The organism is Mesorhizobium hunchu (assembly GCF_040081975.1).
Taxonomy (GTDB): Bacteria; Pseudomonadota; Alphaproteobacteria; order Rhizobiales; family Rhizobiaceae; genus Mesorhizobium; species Mesorhizobium hunchu.
Window position 1 is genome coordinate 116243 of record NZ_JBEBMG010000006.1, and the last position, 16010, is coordinate 132252.

General features: G+C 65.7%; 14 protein-coding genes and 2 riboswitches. Of the genes, 4 read left to right on the top strand and 10 right to left on the bottom strand.

Translation table 11 applies throughout. The features are described 5' to 3' along the window. Positions 1-184: 184 nt before the first annotated feature. Positions 185-1306: a ribonucleotide-diphosphate reductase subunit beta gene (locus ABMA46_RS12690; protein ID WP_348999810.1), complete on the top strand. Its 1122-nt coding sequence runs from the start codon at positions 185-187 to the stop codon at positions 1304-1306. 159 nt (positions 1307-1465) lie between these two features. On the opposite strand, the gene zigA is transcribed toward ABMA46_RS12690, so the two are convergent. Then, positions 1466-2674, bottom strand: a complete 1209-nt coding sequence (gene zigA / locus ABMA46_RS12695; protein ID WP_348999812.1) for a zinc metallochaperone GTPase ZigA — start codon at positions 2672-2674, stop codon at positions 1466-1468. A gap of 133 nt (positions 2675-2807) precedes the next feature. Beyond that, positions 2808-3024: riboswitch (cobalamin riboswitch) on the top strand. A 108-nt stretch (positions 3025-3132) separates the two neighbouring features. On the opposite strand from zigA, the gene ABMA46_RS12700 reads away from it, so the two are divergent. Genes ABMA46_RS12700 through ABMA46_RS12710 form a run of 3 tightly spaced genes read left to right on the top strand, consistent with a single transcriptional unit; the run spans position 3133 to position 5760 of the window. Then, the gene (locus tag ABMA46_RS12700) at positions 3133-4380 is read left to right on the top strand and encodes an aromatic ring-hydroxylating oxygenase subunit alpha (RefSeq protein WP_348999813.1); all 1248 of its coding nucleotides are present in this window, start codon (positions 3133-3135) and stop codon (positions 4378-4380) included. A gap of 19 nt (positions 4381-4399) precedes the next feature. After that, entirely contained in the window at positions 4400-5488 is a 1089-nt protein-coding gene (locus ABMA46_RS12705; protein WP_349000141.1) for an FAD-binding oxidoreductase, read from the top strand. Next, positions 5485-5760: a hypothetical protein gene (locus tag ABMA46_RS12710; RefSeq protein WP_348999814.1), complete on the top strand. Its 276-nt coding sequence runs from the start codon at positions 5485-5487 to the stop codon at positions 5758-5760. Before ABMA46_RS12705 ends, ABMA46_RS12710 begins: the two co-directional genes overlap by 4 nt. 72 nt (positions 5761-5832) lie before the next feature. On the opposite strand, the gene metE is transcribed toward ABMA46_RS12710, so the two are convergent. The 9 genes from metE to cbiE all read right to left on the bottom strand — a co-directional run bounded on the left by metE (position 5833) and on the right by cbiE (position 16010). Continuing rightward, positions 5833-8169 carry a 5-methyltetrahydropteroyltriglutamate--homocysteine S-methyltransferase gene (metE, locus tag ABMA46_RS12715; protein ID WP_348999815.1) on the bottom strand — a complete coding sequence of 779 codons (2337 nt, stop codon included), beginning with the start codon at positions 8167-8169 and terminating at the stop codon, positions 5833-5835. Positions 8170-8267: 98 nt separating this feature from the next. Next, a riboswitch (cobalamin riboswitch) is annotated at positions 8268-8472 on the bottom strand. Between the two features lie 116 nt (positions 8473-8588). Further along, positions 8589-8903, bottom strand: a complete 315-nt coding sequence (locus ABMA46_RS12720; protein WP_348999817.1) for a hypothetical protein — start codon at positions 8901-8903, stop codon at positions 8589-8591. 836 nt (positions 8904-9739) lie between these two features. Beyond that, on the bottom strand, positions 9740-10756 hold the full coding sequence (gene cobT, locus ABMA46_RS12725; protein WP_348999819.1) for a nicotinate-nucleotide--dimethylbenzimidazole phosphoribosyltransferase: 1017 nt from the start codon (positions 10754-10756) through the stop codon (positions 9740-9742). Positions 10757-10780: 24 nt separating this feature from the next. Then, positions 10781-11548 carry an adenosylcobinamide-GDP ribazoletransferase gene (cobS, locus tag ABMA46_RS12730; RefSeq protein WP_348999821.1) on the bottom strand — a complete coding sequence of 256 codons (768 nt, stop codon included), beginning with the start codon at positions 11546-11548 and terminating at the stop codon, positions 10781-10783. Next, entirely contained in the window at positions 11545-12870 is a 1326-nt protein-coding gene (locus tag ABMA46_RS12735) for a cobyrinic acid a,c-diamide synthase CobB (protein WP_348999823.1), read from the bottom strand. The genes cobS and ABMA46_RS12735 overlap by 4 nt, the downstream gene beginning before the upstream one ends. Continuing rightward, complete coding sequence (gene cobA, locus ABMA46_RS12740) at positions 12867-13652, bottom strand: uroporphyrinogen-III C-methyltransferase (protein WP_348999825.1); 786 nt, start codon at positions 13650-13652, stop codon at positions 12867-12869. Before cobA ends, ABMA46_RS12735 begins: the two co-directional genes overlap by 4 nt. Further along, positions 13649-14407 (bottom strand): precorrin-4 C(11)-methyltransferase, encoded by a 759-nt coding sequence (gene cobM / locus ABMA46_RS12745; RefSeq protein ID WP_348999826.1) that lies wholly within the window; start codon positions 14405-14407, stop codon positions 13649-13651. The genes cobA and cobM overlap by 4 nt, the downstream gene beginning before the upstream one ends. Continuing rightward, positions 14404-14784 carry a cobalamin biosynthesis protein gene (locus ABMA46_RS12750; RefSeq protein ID WP_348999828.1) on the bottom strand — a complete coding sequence of 127 codons (381 nt, stop codon included), beginning with the start codon at positions 14782-14784 and terminating at the stop codon, positions 14404-14406. Before ABMA46_RS12750 ends, cobM begins: the two co-directional genes overlap by 4 nt. Then, positions 14781-16010, bottom strand: a complete 1230-nt coding sequence (cbiE, locus tag ABMA46_RS12755; RefSeq protein WP_349000142.1) for a precorrin-6y C5,15-methyltransferase (decarboxylating) subunit CbiE — start codon at positions 16008-16010, stop codon at positions 14781-14783. The genes ABMA46_RS12750 and cbiE overlap by 4 nt, the downstream gene beginning before the upstream one ends.

Here is a 16010-nt window from a genome sequence, read left to right on the forward strand (position 1 = left end):
CCACCGTCATCCCGGAAGCCGCAGCGAAGCCGAGGCTATCCGGGTTCCAGTCCGGAACGGTCACGGAATGGATCCCGGCTCGCGGTCGCGGAGCCTATCCTCGGGCCAGCCAAAGGCTGGGCCCGGGGGCTCCCCTGGCCGGGATGACGCTTCTTCATTCTTTCAATTCAGGAGGATATCTCCAATGCTCGACTGGTCAGAACCCAAATCCGCTCCATCCGTCGCACCGCACGGCGCGCCCGCTTCCGAAGCCGACGCCACAGGCCTCGGCGTCATCGACCGGGGCGCTGCACGCGTCTCGGTGGACGACAAGCGCATGATCAACGCCCGCGCCGACGTCAACCAGCTCTTGCCGCTGAAATACCGCTGGGCCTGGGAAAAATATCTGTCCGGCTGCAACAACCACTGGATGCCGACGGAAGTCTCCATGCAGGCCGACATTGCGCTGTGGAAGTCGAAGGACGGGCTCACCGACGACGAGCGGCGCATGCTCAAGCGCAACCTCGGCTTCTTCGCCGCCTCGGAGAGCCTTGTGGCGAACAACATCGTGCTCGCCATCTACCGCCATCTCACCAATCCCGAATGCCGGCAATATTTGCTCAGGCAGGCGTTCGAGGAAGCGATTCACACGCACACCTTCCAGTACATCGTGGAAAGCCTCGCGCTGGACGAGGGCGAGCTGTTCAACATGTACCGCGAGGTGCCCTCGATCACCGACAAGGCGGCGTGGGCGCTCAAGCACACGCAGCATCTGGACGATCCGGACTTCAAGACCGGCACGCCGGAAGCCGACCAGGCCTTCCTGCGCGACCTCGTCGCCTTCTACGTCATCTTCGAGGGCATGTGGTTCTACACCGGCTTCGCGCAGATCCTGTCGCTCGGCCGGCGCAACAAGATGGTCGGCATCGCCGAGCAGTACCAGTACATCCTGCGCGACGAATCCATCCATCTGAACTTCGGCATCGACGTCATCAACCAGATCAAGCTGGAAAACCCGCACCTTTGGACCAAAGCGTTCCAGGACGAAGTGCGCGGCATGATCGCCGATGCCGCCGAACTCGAAGCCGCCTATGGCCGCGATACCATGCCGCGCGGCTTCCTCGGGCTCAACGCGGCGCTGTGCGAGCAATACATGCACTTCATCGCCAACCGCCGCTGTGCCCAGCTCGGCCTCACGCCGGTCTTCGCCGAGACGGAGAATCCATTCCCGTGGATGTCGGAGGCGATGGACCTGAAGAAGGAGAAGAACTTCTTCGAGACCCGCGTCATCGAATACCAGAATGGTGGGGCGCTCTCATGGGATTGAGTTCGGCCATGCCTTCGCCCGCACATTCCGGGTTCGGCTCCCTGGACCGGGTGCGGTGCGAGCGGTAGCTCAGCCGATTATGGACTGGGCAGTCGCATCGCTCTGTACGGAGAACCGACGATGCCGGTTCTCCGTGCACTGCTCCGCTATCGGCTGTGCTCACGCCGCCTGGACTTCCCAACTCGGGAACGGGTCGGGCAGGTTGCGCCAGCGCCCCGGCATGAAATCAATTTCGGCGACGAGGCATTCGTCCAGTCTTCGCCGTATGTCCGATTCGTCCATCGGGTCGCAGCCGATGAAGACGATCTCCTGCCGCCTGTCGCCCCAGACCGGGTCGATATAGGGCTTCATTGCCGCGCGCCATTCCGGGTGGTCGGGCCACTGGTGCTTCGGCACCGAGGCCCACCATAGGCCGCGCCTGTTGGTGCGGATCAGCGCGCCGGCCTGGCTGATCTCGCCGACGTGGTGCGGCCGTGTCGCCAACCAGAAGAATCCCTTGGCGCGCACGACGCCCGGCCACGATCTGTCGATAAACGCCTTCAGCTTCTCCGGATCGAAGGGCCGTCGCTGGCGATAGACGAAGGAGCGGATGCCGTATTCCTCGGTTTCGGGAACGTGGTCGGTGAAGCCGTTCAGTTCCTTGAACCAGAGCGGGTGCGTCTGTGCCTTCTCGAAGTCAAACCGCGCGGTGTCCAGAACCCTATCCAACGGCACTTGCGCGAAATCCGTCTCGACCAGATCGGCGTCGGGGTTGAGCGCGCGCACGATCTTCCTCGCCAGATCGAGGTTTTGGGCGGGCGCGTCCGAAACCTTGTTGAGCACCACGACATCCGCGAACTCGATCTGCTCGACCAGCAGATCGACCAGCGCACGCTCGTCGCCGTCGCCCGCCGTCTCGCCGCGCTCGTGGAGGAAATCGCGCGAGGAATAATCCTTCAGCAGGTTGGCCGCATCGACAACGGTGACCATGGTGTCGAGCCGGGCGACGTCCGACAGGCTTTCGCCGTCCTCGTCGCGGAAATCGAAGGTGGCGGCGATGGGGAGTGGCTCGGCGATGCCGGTGCCTTCGATCAGCAGATAGTCGAAGCGGCCTTCCCGCGACAGCCGGCGCACTTCCAGCAAAAGGTCGTCGCGCAGCGTGCAGCAGATGCAGCCATTGGTCATTTCCACCAATTGCTCGTCGGTGCGCGACAGGTTCGCCCCGCCGTCGCGCACGAGCGAGGCGTCTATGTTCACCTCGCTCATATCGTTGACGATGACGGCGACGCGGCGGCCTTCGCGATTGTTGAGGATATGGTTCAGCAGCGTGGTCTTGCCTGCGCCGAGAAAGCCGGAAAGCACGGTGACGGGTAGTCGGTGATTGGACATCGTTTCGCCTGTCAGATGGTTGGGCGATGACTAATATCTGTAATATTATAACATATCAACCAGAGTTATGTGGTTGTCGCCTTCGCGCTTTGCCGATGTCGCTTTCATGGCTTCGCTTGGGGTCGCTTCGTGGTCTGATCGAGATGTTCAAGGTGCCCGTCAGCGGAAACGACGGCGGGATAATTGGGAAGCCGGTGCCTCTTTCAGAGGGAATGCCGGCGCTGCCCCCGCAACGGTAGCGGAGCTGAACCCCGACTGAAACCACTGGGCGGAAAGCCCGGGAAGGTGTCGGGACGGCCTGACAAGGCCAGCTTCGGAGCCCGGAAACCAGCCTCGGACATAACCTGACTGATCGCGGTGGGCGGTCAAGAGGCAGAGCGCTTCGGGCGATGCTTGCCTGCGGCCATCTACCCCTCAATCACCACCAGTTCAGTCCTTGTGCGAATGCGAGGACGGACATGGATACACGCAACGAGATGCTGAGGCTGATCCGCGAGCGGCGCGACGGCTTTTCCCTTCAGCAGCCCTTCTACATCGATCCGGATTTCTTCCGGCTGGATATGGAACTGATCTGGTATCGCGACTGGCTGTTCGTCGGGCATGACTGCGAGATCGCCAAGCCAGGCGCCTTCTTCACCGTACAGGTTGGCGACTATCCGGTGGTGATCGTGCGCGGCCGCGACGGCCGGATTCGCGCCTTTCACAACTCCTGCCGTCACCGCGGCAGCCGGGTGTGCAACACCGAGCGCGGCACCGCCGCGCGGCTGGTCTGCCCCTATCACCAGTGGACCTACGACCTCGACGGTTCGCTCGTCTTCGCGCGCCAGATGGCGGACGGCTTCTGCAAGGAGGAGTTCGGCCTCAAGCCCGTCGCCTGCGAGAGCGTCGCCGGCTACATCTTCATCTGCCTCGCGGATCAGCCGGCCGATTTCGCGCCGTTCCGCGCGCTGATGGAGCCGTTCTTCGCGCCGCATGACCTCATCGACGCCAAGGTCGCCTACGAATCGACCATCATCGAAAAGGGCAACTGGAAGCTCGTGTGGGAGAACAATCGCGAGTGCTATCACTGCGCCGCCAATCATCCCGAGCTCTGCAAGACGTTCCCCGAAGCGCCGACCATCACGGCCACGAACGCCGCAGAGAAAGATCCGGAGATCCTGGCCCATTGGCAGCGGTGTGAATCCCACGGACTGCCGTCGCGCTTCCGCATCGATGACGCCGGCCAATACCGGGCGACACGTGTCCCGCTGCTGCGTGACGCCGTGTCCTACACCATGACCGGCAAGCGCGCGGTGAGCAAAAATCTGTCGGATAACGTGTCTGCGGAGAAGATCGGCGCGCTGCTGCTGTATCACTATCCGACCACGTGGAACCACGTTCTCGGAGACCATGCCGTCACCTTCCGCGTACTGCCGATCAGCGCCACCGAGACCGCGGTGACGACCAAGTGGCTGGTGCATAAGGATGCCGTCGAGGGAGTCGATTACGATCTCCAGAACCTCATCCATGTCTGGACCGAGACCAATGACGAGGACCGCCGTATCGTCGAGGAGAACGCCTTCGGCATCAAGTCGCCCGCCTACGAGCCCGGCCCTTACTCAGAGATGCATGAAGGCGGGGTAATCCAGTTCGTCGATTGGTATGCCGGGTTCATCGAGCCGCGCCTTGCTGAAGACGACAGGCCCGCGCTGCGCAGCGTGGCGTGAGGAGGCCGGCGTGAACGCGATGACTGATCTCGCTCTCTACCGCCACCTCGATGAGATGGCGCCCTGGAACGACCGGCTGCAGGTGTTGGAGGTGATCGGCGTCTCGGACGAGGCGCCGGACGTCAGGACCTTCACCTTCCGCTCCGATGCGCAAACCTGGTTCCGCTACAAGCCCGGCCAGTTCGTGACGCTGGAACTGCCGGCGGCTGACGGGCCGTTGATGCGCACCTACACCCTGTCGTCGTCACCGTCGCGGCCGTTCTCCATCGCCGTCACCGTCAAGGCACAGCCAGGCAGCATCGGCACGCGCTGGATGTTCGACAATCTCGGCGTGGGGACGCGCATCAGGGCATTCGGACCGGCCGGTGATTTCACCCATCACAACCACCCGGCCGCCAAATACCTGTTCGTCTCGGCGGGTTCAGGCATCACGCCGATGATGTCGATGCTGCGGTGGTTGAACGACTGCGCGCCGTGGACGGACGTTTCCTTTGTCAATTGCGCGCGGCGGCCGGAGGAGATCATCTTCCGCAAGGAACTGGAACTGCTCGGCGCGCACATGCCGGGCCTTTCGCTCGGCTTCCTGATCGAGGAACGGTCGAGCCGGGAAAGCTGGTTCGGTCATATGGGTCGCATCGATGCCGTGCGGCTGCCGCTGCTGTCGCCCGACTTCCGTGAGCGCGAGGCTTTCTGCTGCGGGCCGGAACCGTTCATGCGCGCCGTGCGCGAGATGCTGGCGGCTGCCGGCTTCGACATGGCGCGCTATCATCAGGAAAGTTTTGCTGCGCCGGTGGTCGAGGAAATTCCCGCACCATTCTCGGGCGGCGATGCCGGCGAGCAGGCTGAGACTATTCCGGTCCAGTTCGCCGTTTCCGGCGTCGAGGGCCAATGCCAGCCGGGCCAGACGGTGCTTCAGACAGCACGCGCGTCTGGCGTGCGCATTTCGGCCGCCTGTGAGTTCGGCCTATGCGGCACCTGCAAGGTGAAGAAGCTCTCCGGCGAAGTCGAGATGAGTCACAACGGCGGCATCCTCGACGACGAGATCGCCGAAGGCTTCATCCTTGCCTGCTGCTCGAAACCGCTGTCGCCGCTGGAGATCGAAGCATGACGGCTCGCGACGACGACGACACGATCGCGGCGAGACGCCCGTTCAATGCCGAGGCGATGCGGGCGGTGTCGCCCCTGCCGCCGCCGGAAGAGGTGTTCGCAGACTGGCTGATGTCGGTGCCGCACGGCGCCGACCTCGCGGCTGCGGCGCGCAGGCAGATCGCTCTCATCGACCGGCGCATGTTATTCCATCCCGACGTCCAGTGCCTGCGGATGCTGCTGGTCGCCGTTGCCGGCAACGGCAGTTGGCCGAAACGTCCTTGCGGCTGCTGAGGAGCGGTTCGACGGCTCGAGCGAGAACGGCGAGACGGCCGCTTCCGAAACAAGCGAAGCGGCCGGGCAGGTTCAAGCTGCCTTCGCGACCTTCCTCAGTTCGCGTGCCGCCGCGACCATGTTGACGAGAGCAGGGCGGACTTCCTCCCATTTCCTCGTCTTCAGGCCGCAGTCCGGATTGACCCAGAGCTGGTCGTCGTCGATGCGTTGACGGGCGAGCGACAGCAGATCGGTCATTTCGGCGACGTCCGGCACGCGCGGCGAATGGATGTCATAGACGCCCGGGCCGATTTCATTGGGGTATTTGAAGCTCCTGAAGGCATCCAGAAGCTCCATCTTCGAGCGCGATGTCTCGATGGAGATCACATCCGCGTCCATGGCGGCGATCGCATCGATGATGTCGTTGAACTCGGAGTAGCACATATGGGTGTGGATCTGGGTGGCGTCCGCCACGCCGCTCGAGCACAGGCGAAAGCATTCCACGGCCCAGGCCAGATAGGTGCTCCAGTCCGATTTGCGCAGCGGCAATCCTTCGCGCAGGGCAGCCTCGTCGATCTGGATCATTTTGGCTCCTGCCTTCTCGAGGTCCGCCACCTCGTCGCGGATCGCCAGCGCGATCTGCCGGCATACCGTGCTGCGAGGAAGATCATCGCGCACGAACGACCAGTTGAGGATGGTCACCGGTCCCGTCAGCATGCCTTTCACCGGCCGACCGGTCAGCGACTGGGCATATCGCCACCAGCGCACTGTCATCGGGTTGGGGCGTGAAACGTCACCGTAGATGATGGGCGGCCGAACGTAGCGCGAGCCATAGCTCTGCACCCAGGCGTGCTGCGTGAAGGCGAAGCCGGATAGCTGCTCGCCGAAATACTGCACCATGTCGTTGCGCTCGAACTCTCCATGCACGAGCACGTCGAGGCCGATTTCCTCCTGCCAGCGGATAGCTTCGGCGGTTTGGCTTTTGAGGAAAGCCTCGTAGTCGACATAGCTCATCTCTCCCTTGACGTGGCGGGAACGCGCCTTGCGAACATCGGCCGTCTGTGGAAACGATCCGATCGTGGTCGTCGGAAAGGCTGGCAAATCGAGCTGTCGCGCCTGCAGCTTGCGCCGTGCCGCGAAAGGCCCTGTTCGCCGCAGCATGGCGTCTTCGATATTTGCCAGCCGACCGCCGACCAGGGGATCGTGAACCCTGAGCGAGGATCGGCGCGAAGCGGCAGCGTAGGATGCTGCCTTTATAGCATCGGAGACGGAATCCCGCCCCTCGGTCAGCGCCCTCGACAAGGCGGCCAACTCGTCCATCTTCTGAGCGGAGAAGGCGAGCCACGATTTCAGTTCGGGATCGAGCCCGGTCTCCAGTTCGACGTCGACCGGGACGTGCAACAGCGAGCAGGACGACGCGATCTCTATGCGATCCGAAGGCCAGCCGGCGACAACAGGCTTGACCTGCTCGAGAACTGCGTTGAGGTCTGTCCTCCAGACGTTGCGTCCGTCGACAAGGCCCAGGGACAGCACAAGATCGCTGCTGGCAAAGCGAGCCACCCTTCCCAATTGCTCCGGAGCGCGAACCAGATCGATATGCAGGCCCGCGACGGGCAGCGCCAGCGCCGCCTCCAGATTCTCTCCGAGCGCACCGAAATAGGTCGCCAACATGATCTTGAGGCCGGGGACGGAGGTCTCGAACCGGCTGTATGCCAGTTCCAGCGCCGTGCGCTCGGTGGCCTCCAGGTCAAGCACCAGACAGGGTTCGTCGATCTGCACCCAGTCGGCGCCCGCCTCGCTGAGTTGCTTGAGGAGCTTCACATAGACCGGCAGGATCTTCGGCAGCAGGGACATCAGGCCGAAGGCCCCGGTCCGCGCCTTGGCAAGCTTCAGGAACGTCACCGGACCAAGGATGACGGGGCGTGTGTGGATGCCCAGCGCCCTGGCTTCGAGGAAGTGGTCGAGCGGTTTCGTGGAAGCCAGTTGGAAGCTTTGGTCTTCGGCGAGTTCCGGCACCATGTAATGATAATTGGTGTCGAACCATTTGGTCATCTCAAGCGCCGAGACGCCATGCGCGTGACCGGGATTGCCGCATCCGCAATCGGCGTTCTGGTCTCCGCGCGCCATGGCGAAATAAGTATCGAGCGGGACGTCGCCCCCGTTCCAGCCGTAAGACGGCGGAATGGCGCCGACCATCACGGCGGTGTCGAGCACGTGGTCGTAGAGCGAGAAATCGTTCGACGGAATCTTCGTGACGCCGCGATCGCGCTGTTCGATCCAACTCGCGGCGCGAAGCTTCCTGGCTGTCTCCAGGATTTCGCTTTCGGAGGACTTTCCCGACCAATAGCTTTCGAGGGCGATTTTGAGTTCGCGATGACGGCCGATGCGTGGCACGCCGAGGGTGGCGACAGGGACTTTCAAAGAGGACATTTCATACCCCATTGGTTGGGGGCATGGTGCGAGCGGACGCAAGCAAGCCTTGAACCGGGTTCTGGCCTGCCACGACCCACCGGGACACCCCGCCCGTGGACGATCATTTCGCCATGGCAGGTTTCCTGGCTCGCGGGTCGTCACCTTGGCCCGTCTTCCCAAGGCATACGCCTCAGTGACTCGAATGGGCTTCGGCTCGCCGCTTACAGTTGCGGGGGCAGCGCCGGCATCGCTCTCGCTTACCGGCTTCCCTCTTAGCCCTTGGGCTTGACGCTCAAGGGTACCATGACAATGCCATCGTCCGTCATGTCGCGACGGTTGTCAATATCATATAAAGAGATGTTTATGTCTTTAATTGTTTTTGCCGTCTCATCTATGCGAACCCGCTGCGGTTCCTGCCGGCTGACAGGTATGGATTCTCATATGGCTGGCCATTTCTCGAGGAGATAAAGATGCAGCAGGTGAACCGCGACGAAGACCGCTGCAACGACGGTCAGGGTCCAGAACTGGAGTGGCGGATCGCTTGCGAGCTGGTTAGCGATGAGAGCCATGACCACCGCGGCCAGAAGCGGCGTGAACGCCAGCGCCAGGTGGCGGGGAGCTGACCAGTTCACCTTCCGGTCGAACGACCAATGCATCGGCAGCCTGGCCCTGTCGCGGAACTTCCGATTGGCGCCTATCGACATGATGACAAGGATCAGGACACCAGTCGCCGCAACCGCATAACCCGCCATGTCGGAAGCACCTTTTCAGCCTAACGAAAGCGTTTCAGGGCAAGCTTCATAAGATAACTGGAGTTGTCAACTATATGCCTCGGCGAAGGATCGAGCGACCATCCCTGATGAAAACGATACGGCCCGCCGACTGTGAACGAACCGGATAGGCCGTCTCAACCGGCTCTTGCCGTTCGCCGGAAGGACTGCCGTCGAGCGCCTTACGCCCGTTCCGGGACGATATGTTCAAGATCGCGACACCGGGGCGGCCGGCAGGCGTGAAGGGGCATGTCGTTACGAGACGGTGTCTCAATTCGGGATAGGCCGTGGCAGGGCGGAACGCGCGCAGATCAAAAGCGTTCTCCGTCGGAAGGAGGACTCCCGATGACCTGCGCAGGCAAGCCTGGCCCGGTGCCACCGCCGTTTCCCGATCCGCAACCCGATCCCGAGCCGCCGCCGGCGCCACCGCCGAACCCCATCCCTGTTCCGCCGGTGCGCCGGCGCAGCCGTTAACCCGTGGTTAAGTACGGCCGCCGGATTTCGTTCGCCGCCGTCTCGCACCGCTGCCGCCGGCCCGCTCCTTGCTCCGTCGTATGGCGGCGGAAGATGAGATGCGGATGTTTCACAGCGATTCGGACAGGCGCGAGGGCCCGGGATCCATAGCCGGCCGCACCGGCAGGCTGCTCGCGGCATGGCTGCACTTTTGCGGCTGGCGGCTGGCGACGATCGCCGGGGAGGCTCTCTCTCTGAAAACGGCGAGGCGCTGGTTTCTTTCACGCGCGGGACAACCTGACTTGTCGGCTGGACGCACGCGCAGGCGCGGCAGGCCGGAAGCCTGAATCGGGTCGCGCTGGCCCTCAGTCTTCCTTTCCCGATACACCTGCCTCGGCAAAGCTCGCCATGTGGGCATGGCAGGCCAATGCGGCGCGCACGATGTTGAGTGCGACCGCCGCCCCCGAACCTTCGCCCAGCCGCATGTTGAGGTCGAGGAGGGGGGCAAGTTCCAGCGCCTCCAGCAGGCGGCGATGGCCGGACTCGGCCGAAACGTGGCCGGCCAGCGTATGCGCGAGCCCCTGCGGATGCAGGCGGGCCAGCGGCGCGGCCGCGGCGGTGCAGACGAATCCGTCGAGCAGAACCGGGACGTTGTGGCGACGCGCGGCGAGCACGGCGCCGAAAATGGCGGCGAGTTCCCGCCCGCCGAGTGCCGCCGCGACCGCAAGCGGGTCGGACAGGGCGGTGGCATGCCGTTTCAGCCCCGCCTCGATGGCCTTGACCTTACGCAGGAGGCCGGCATCGTCGACGCCTGTGCCCCTGCCGGTCCACGCCTGCGCGCCGCCGCCGAAGAGCGCGGCGGAGATCGCCGCGGCAGGGGTGGTGTTGCCGATGCCCATTTCGCCGAGGCACAGAAGATCGAGATCGTTCCCGACGGCGTCGTAGCCGGTCGACACGGCATCCAGGAACGCCGCTTCATCCATCGCTTCGGTCTCGGTGAAATCGCCGGTCGGTCGGTCGAGATCGAGAGGGATGACGTCCAGTTCGGCGCCGGCGAGGCGGGCGAGTTGGTTGATGGCCGCGCCGCCATGGGCGAAATTCGCGACCATCTGCACGGTCACCTCCGCCGGAAAGGCCGATACGCCCTGCGCGGTGACGCCGTGGTTGCCGGCGAAGACGATGATCTTCGTCCTGTCCAGCCTGGGCATCTCCCGTCCCTGCCAGCGTGCCAGCCATATGGCGACGGCTTCCATGCGTCCGAGACTGCCCTGCGGCTTGGTCAGCGTGTCCTGGCGCGCGGCGGCGGCCTTGGCGGCGTCGTCGTCGCCGGCAGGCAGGTCAAGACAGGCAGAGCGCAATTCATCGACTGTTTTGAACGGCATGGGGCAGGAATCTCCAAGAAAAGGTCAGGCAGAGGATGCGGAAGCGACCAGCAGGATGACAATCGCCGCGAGCTGCTGCAGCGCGCCGACGGTGTCGCCGGTCTGGCCGCCGATGCGGCTAAGGCAGAGCACTCTGAAAGCGAGGAAGAGCGCGGCAAGCAGCACCAGCGCTGCAAGCGCGGCGGGCAGGCCAAGGGTCAGCAGCGCGCCGGCGCCAATCGCCGCGCCCAGGGTCGCGGTCTCCCGCGTCACGCTGCCGGCACCAGCGGAGAGGCCGTCGCTGCGGGCCGGCGGCAACGCGTGCATCAGCAGGCCGGCGAGGCCGCGGGAGCCCGCCTCCGCGGCAATGAGAGCAAGGAACAGGTGCCAGGCGCCGTGCAGACCGGCCAGAACGGTCCACCGGACCAGCAGCGACAACACCAGCGCTGCCGCGCCGTAGGCACCGATGCGGCTGTCGCGCATGATCTCCAGCCGGCGTTCGCGCGTCTGCCCGCCGCCGAAACCGTCGGCCACGTCGGCAAGGCCGTCCTCGTGCAGCGCGCCGGTGACGAACAGCGTCGCCGTCAACACCAGCGCCGCCGACGGGCCTGCGGCGAGGCCCAGCCGTTCGGCAGTCGCAGAAACGATACCCCCGACAAGTGCGACCACGAGACCCGCCAGCGGCGCTGCCCAGATCGCGTCTGCGAGGCGACGGTCGCCGAAATCGAAGTGCGGCAATGGCAGCCGGGTGAAGAAGACGAGGCAGAGCGCACTGTCGAGGCCGGCCTGGCGGGGCGAGGAGGGCAGGCTCATGCGCTCCTCGCGATCGCATGGAAGAACGTGCCGCTGACGTTCCCGCGCCGCAGGCCCGAGGGTCCGAGCGGGCGGCCCTCGCCGTCGGCGAGTTCGGCCAGCGGCGCATCGCTGCCGGTCGCCGTGATGCGCGCATAGTGGAATTCATGGCCACGCACCCGCGTGCCGGCCGGCCCGAGCGGGCAATCGGCCAGAAGGGTCGCCTGCCGGTAGCCGAGGTTCATCTTGCGCCTGGCGAAGGAGGTCGCATGGCCGAGCAGGCCGAGCATCCGATGGGTCCGGCCGTCGGCGTCCTCCAGCATCTCGCCCAGAACCATGAAGCCGCCGCATTCGCCGTGGACCGGTTTCGTCGCGGCAAACTCCGCCATGCCTGCCCGGAAAGTTCCGGCGGTCGCCAGCCGGCCGGCATGGAGTTCGGGATAGCCGCCCGGCAGCCAGCAGACGTCGCAGTCCGCCGGCGGCGGCTCGTCGGCGAGCGGCGAGAACGGCACGATCTCGGCGCCGGCCATGCGCCAGCGGGCGGCGACATGCGGATAGACGAAGGTGAAAGCGGCGTCCCGCGCCAGCGCGATTCGCTGTCCGGGCGGGGAAAGCGCGTCTTCAAAGCCGTGTGCATCCGCCGGGGGACGCGCCAGAGAGGTCGCCAACGCCATCACCGCGTCGAGGTCGAGCGAGCGCTCGACCATGTCGGCCATCCTGTCGATGAAGGCGGCGAGGTTCGCATGTTCGGAGGCCTGCACCAGGCCGAGATGGCGCTCCGGCATGGTCATCTCGGGATCGCGCAGGATTGCGCCGACGACCGGCAGGCCGAGCGCCTCGACCGCCTCCGCGCACAGCCGGCGGTGCCGCTCGCTGCCCAGACGGTTGAGCACGACGCCGGCGATGCGCACCGCCGGATCGTAAGTCGCGAATCCCTTGGCGACGGCGGCGGCCGTGGTCGATTGGCCGGATACGTCGAGCACCAGCAGGGACGGGATTCCGTAGAGCCGCGCCAGATCGGCGCCCGAGCCGGTGCGGCCCGCGCCCGCCGGGATGCCGTCGAACAGGCCCATCGCGCTTTCGATGACGACGATCTCGGCATCGGCGGCCGCTTCCGATGCTAGGCCATTCAGCAGCGCCGGCGACATCGCCCAGGAGTCCAGATTGACCCCAGGCAGGCCGGTCGCGGCCTCGTGGAAGCCGGGATCGATATAGTCGGGACCGGATTTCGCCCCCCGCACGCGTACGCCGCGCCGGGCCAGCGCGCGCAATATGCCGATGGTGACGCTGGTCTTGCCGGAGCCGGAGCGCGGCGCGCCGATCAGGATCGCGCGGGCGCTCATGCGGAGCCGGCCATCGCTTCGCGCAGGGCGACGATGCCGCCGACGACGATCAGGGCAGGGGAGGCGACCTGCTCACGCGCGGCAGCTTCCGCCAGCGTTCCGAGCGTGGCGACCACCACTCGCTCCTCGGGCAACGTGGCGTTTTCCACCAGCGCGGCCGGCGTCTCGGGCGGCAGGCCGCCCGCGCGCAGGTCGGCGACGGTCTCTTTCATATGGGTCAGGCCCATATAGATCACGAGCGGCTGGCCGGTGCGGGCGAGCGTCGCCCAGTCCGGCCGGTCGTCGGAGACGGCCGCGAAGCCGGTTGCGAGGATGACGGCGCCGTTGACGCCGCGCATGGTCACGGGGATGCCGGCCGACGCCAGCCCGCCAAAGGCGGAGGTGACACCGGGCAGGATGCGATAGGGAATGCCGTTCTCGACCAGCGCCAGCGCCTCCTCGCCGCCACGCGCGAACACGGTCGGGTGTCCGCCCTTGAGCCGCACCACTTTGCGCCCTTCCTTCGCAAGCCTCACCAGCAGGGCGTTGATCTCGCCTTGCGGAATGGACAGCCGGCCGCCGCGCTTGCCGACGAAGAATTTTTCCGCCTGCCCGGCGACCTCGATGATTTCCGGCGACACCAGTGCGTCGTGAACCAGCGCGTCGGTTTCCTGCAGGGCGGCGAGCACTTCGAGCGTCAGCAGGCCCGGATCACCAGGGCCGGCGCCCGCCAGCCAGACATGGCCGGCTTCGAGGCGCGGCTTGTGGGCGGTGAGTTTCGTCGCGATGTCGGACAGGCTCATTGCCGCCCCCTGAAGCGTCGCTGGTAATACGGATCGTAAAGCGAGCTCTCGGTAAAATCCTCGGCGGCCAGCGAGCGGCCGACGAAGATGATGGCGCTGCGCTCGACCGGTTCCGCCGCGAACTGCTCCGAAATGGTCGCCAGCGTTCCCCGCAGGATCCGCTCCTCGGGCCACGAGGCGCGGAAGACGACGGCCACCGGGCAGTCCGATCCGTAATGCGGCAGAAGCTCCGCCACCACCTGATCCAGCGCGTGGATGGCGAGATGGACGGCGAGCGTCGCGCCGGTGCGGCCGAAATTCGTCAGTGTCTCGCCGGGCGGCATTTTCGAGGCGCGGCCGGACACGCGGGTCAGCACGAGGCTCTGCGCCAGTTCGGGAACGGTCAACTCACGAGCGAGCGCCGAGGCAGCGGCGGCGAAGGCGGGGACGCCCGGCGTGAGCGTATAGGCGATGCCGTGCCGCTCCAGCCGGCGAATCTGCTCGGCCACCGCGCTCCATACCGAAAGGTCTCCCGAATGCAGGCGCGCCACGTCCTGCCCTGCTTCGTGCGCGGCGACATATTCGGCCTCGATTTCGTCCAGCGACAGCGGCGCGGTGTCGACCAGGCGCGTTCCGGGTGGGCAATGCGACAGCAGGTCCGGAGCGACGATCGAGCCGGCATAGAGACAGACCGGGCAGGAAGCCAGGAGCCTCGCGCCGCGCAAAGTGATGAGGTCGGCCGCGCCGGGGCCGGCGCCGATGAAATGGACGGTCATGACGAGGCCTCCGCGATGGCGCAGGTGACGGGGCCGACAACGGTTCGCGGTCCGAGCAGCCGCGCGAATTGTCCTGCGGCGGCGAGCGCGGCCGTCTCGGAGACGGAAGGCGTTCCGGTTGCCGCCATCGAGAAGCTGGAATCAGTCAGCGCGCGAAACGAAACGGCCCGAAGCGCGGCGTCGTCGACGAGTAGAACCGGCAGGCTCAGCGTCTTTCCGGTGGCGAAGATGGCTTCCTCGGCCTGCTTGTGTCCGGCCGTGGCCAGGGCCGAAAGCGACGAGACGGCGAGACCGTAGGCGCCGAGCGCCGTTTCGATCGCGGCCATCACCTGCTGCTCGGCGACGCCCTTTCGGCAGCCTATCCCGGCGACGATCATGACTTCGTCCAACTCCATTGGGTGACGGGCATGGCCGTGCGCCAGCCCGTCATCGTGCCGATCGGACTTGCGCGGGAAACCGCGATGCGGATCAGGTCTCCTCCGAGCGTGGCATGTCTGCCGAGCAGCAGCGCCTCCATTTCCAGCGTCACGGCATTGGCGACTAGCCGGCCGGCCGGAGGCAGGGCGTTGATCGCGGCTTCCAGAACACCGGCGTCCGAGCCGCCGCCGCCGATGAAGACGGCATCCGGCCGCTCCAGTCCGTGCAAGGCCTGCGGCGCAGTTCCTTCGACCACCGTGAGCCCCGGCACGCCGCAGGCGGCAGCGTTGCGCCGGATACGGGCGACGCGCTCGCCGTCCGCCTCGACCGCGATCGCGCGCATCGAGGGGTGCGCCAGCATCCATTCGATGGAGATGGACCCGGACCCCGCGCCAATGTCCCACAACAATTCGCCGCGACGGGGCGCGAGCGCCGACAGCGTCGCGGCCCGAATCTCGCGCTTGGTGATCTGCCCGTCATGCTCGAACAGCGCTTCCGTCATGCCCGCCGCCAGAGGCAGGATGCGGGCCTGCAGCTCCGCTCGAACGTCGATGACCAAAACGTTGAGCGGACTGATGTTTTCGATATCGAAAGCTTCGGCGCGCGTCGACCTGATGCGCTCGTCCGGCCCGCCCAGCGCTTCCAGCAAGGTCAGACCCGACGGGCCGAATCCGGTCCGCGTCAGCAGCCGTGCGATTTCGACCGGTGCCTCGCCATCGGAAGTCAAAGCGAGGATACGAGCGCCCGGATGCAGCAGGGGCCGCAGGAGATCGATCGGCCGTCCATGCAGCGAGACGGTTTCGACATCCTGCAAGGCCCAGCCGAGCCGGGACGCGGCGAGCGACAGGGAAGACGGAGCCGGCAGGACGCGCATCTCCGCCGGCGGAACCTGCCGCGCCAGCGTGACGCCGACGCCGTGGAAGAACGGATCGCCCGACGCCAGCACGCAGACCTTGCGGCCGCGCAGCGCCAGCACGTCGCGCATGGCGCTGTCGAAGGGCGTCGGCCACGGCCGCTTCTCGCCTGTGACGATCGCGCCGGCCAGCGCGAGATGGCGGGCGCCGCCGAATACGAAATCGGCGTCGGCGATGCGCCGCTTGGCCTCGTCGCCGAGACCGGCTAAACCGTCCTCGCCGACGCCGACGACGGTGAGCCAGCGGTTTTCGGCCGGAAACTCAGCAGGCAT

Bases quoted from the DNA above. Each gene is read 5' to 3' on its own strand.
- cobS (WP_348999821.1), bottom strand. From the start codon at position 11,548: ATGAGCCTGCCCTCCTCGCCCCGCCAGGCCGGCCTCGACAGTGCGCTC.
- ABMA46_RS12750 (WP_348999828.1), bottom strand. From the start codon at position 14,784: ATGATCGTCGCCGGGATAGGCTGCCGAAAGGGCGTCGCCGAGCAGCAG.
- ABMA46_RS12710 (WP_348999814.1), top strand. From the start codon at position 5,485: ATGACGGCTCGCGACGACGACGACACGATCGCGGCGAGACGCCCGTTC.
- zigA (WP_348999812.1), bottom strand. From the start codon at position 2,674: ATGTCCAATCACCGACTACCCGTCACCGTGCTTTCCGGCTTTCTCGGC.
- ABMA46_RS12720 (WP_348999817.1), bottom strand. From the start codon at position 8,903: ATGGCGGGTTATGCGGTTGCGGCGACTGGTGTCCTGATCCTTGTCATC.
- ABMA46_RS12735 (WP_348999823.1), bottom strand. From the start codon at position 12,870: ATGAGCGCCCGCGCGATCCTGATCGGCGCGCCGCGCTCCGGCTCCGGC.
- cobA (WP_348999825.1), bottom strand. From the start codon at position 13,652: ATGAGCCTGTCCGACATCGCGACGAAACTCACCGCCCACAAGCCGCGC.
- ABMA46_RS12690 (WP_348999810.1), top strand. From the start codon at position 185: ATGCTCGACTGGTCAGAACCCAAATCCGCTCCATCCGTCGCACCGCAC.
- metE (WP_348999815.1), bottom strand. From the start codon at position 8,169: ATGTCCTCTTTGAAAGTCCCTGTCGCCACCCTCGGCGTGCCACGCATC.
- ABMA46_RS12705 (WP_349000141.1), top strand. From the start codon at position 4,400: ATGACTGATCTCGCTCTCTACCGCCACCTCGATGAGATGGCGCCCTGG.
- cobT (WP_348999819.1), bottom strand. From the start codon at position 10,756: ATGCCGTTCAAAACAGTCGATGAATTGCGCTCTGCCTGTCTTGACCTG.
- cobM (WP_348999826.1), bottom strand. From the start codon at position 14,407: ATGACCGTCCATTTCATCGGCGCCGGCCCCGGCGCGGCCGACCTCATC.
- ABMA46_RS12700 (WP_348999813.1), top strand. From the start codon at position 3,133: ATGGATACACGCAACGAGATGCTGAGGCTGATCCGCGAGCGGCGCGAC.
- cbiE (WP_349000142.1), bottom strand. From the start codon at position 16,010: ATGCCTGCTGAGTTTCCGGCCGAAAACCGCTGGCTCACCGTCGTCGGC.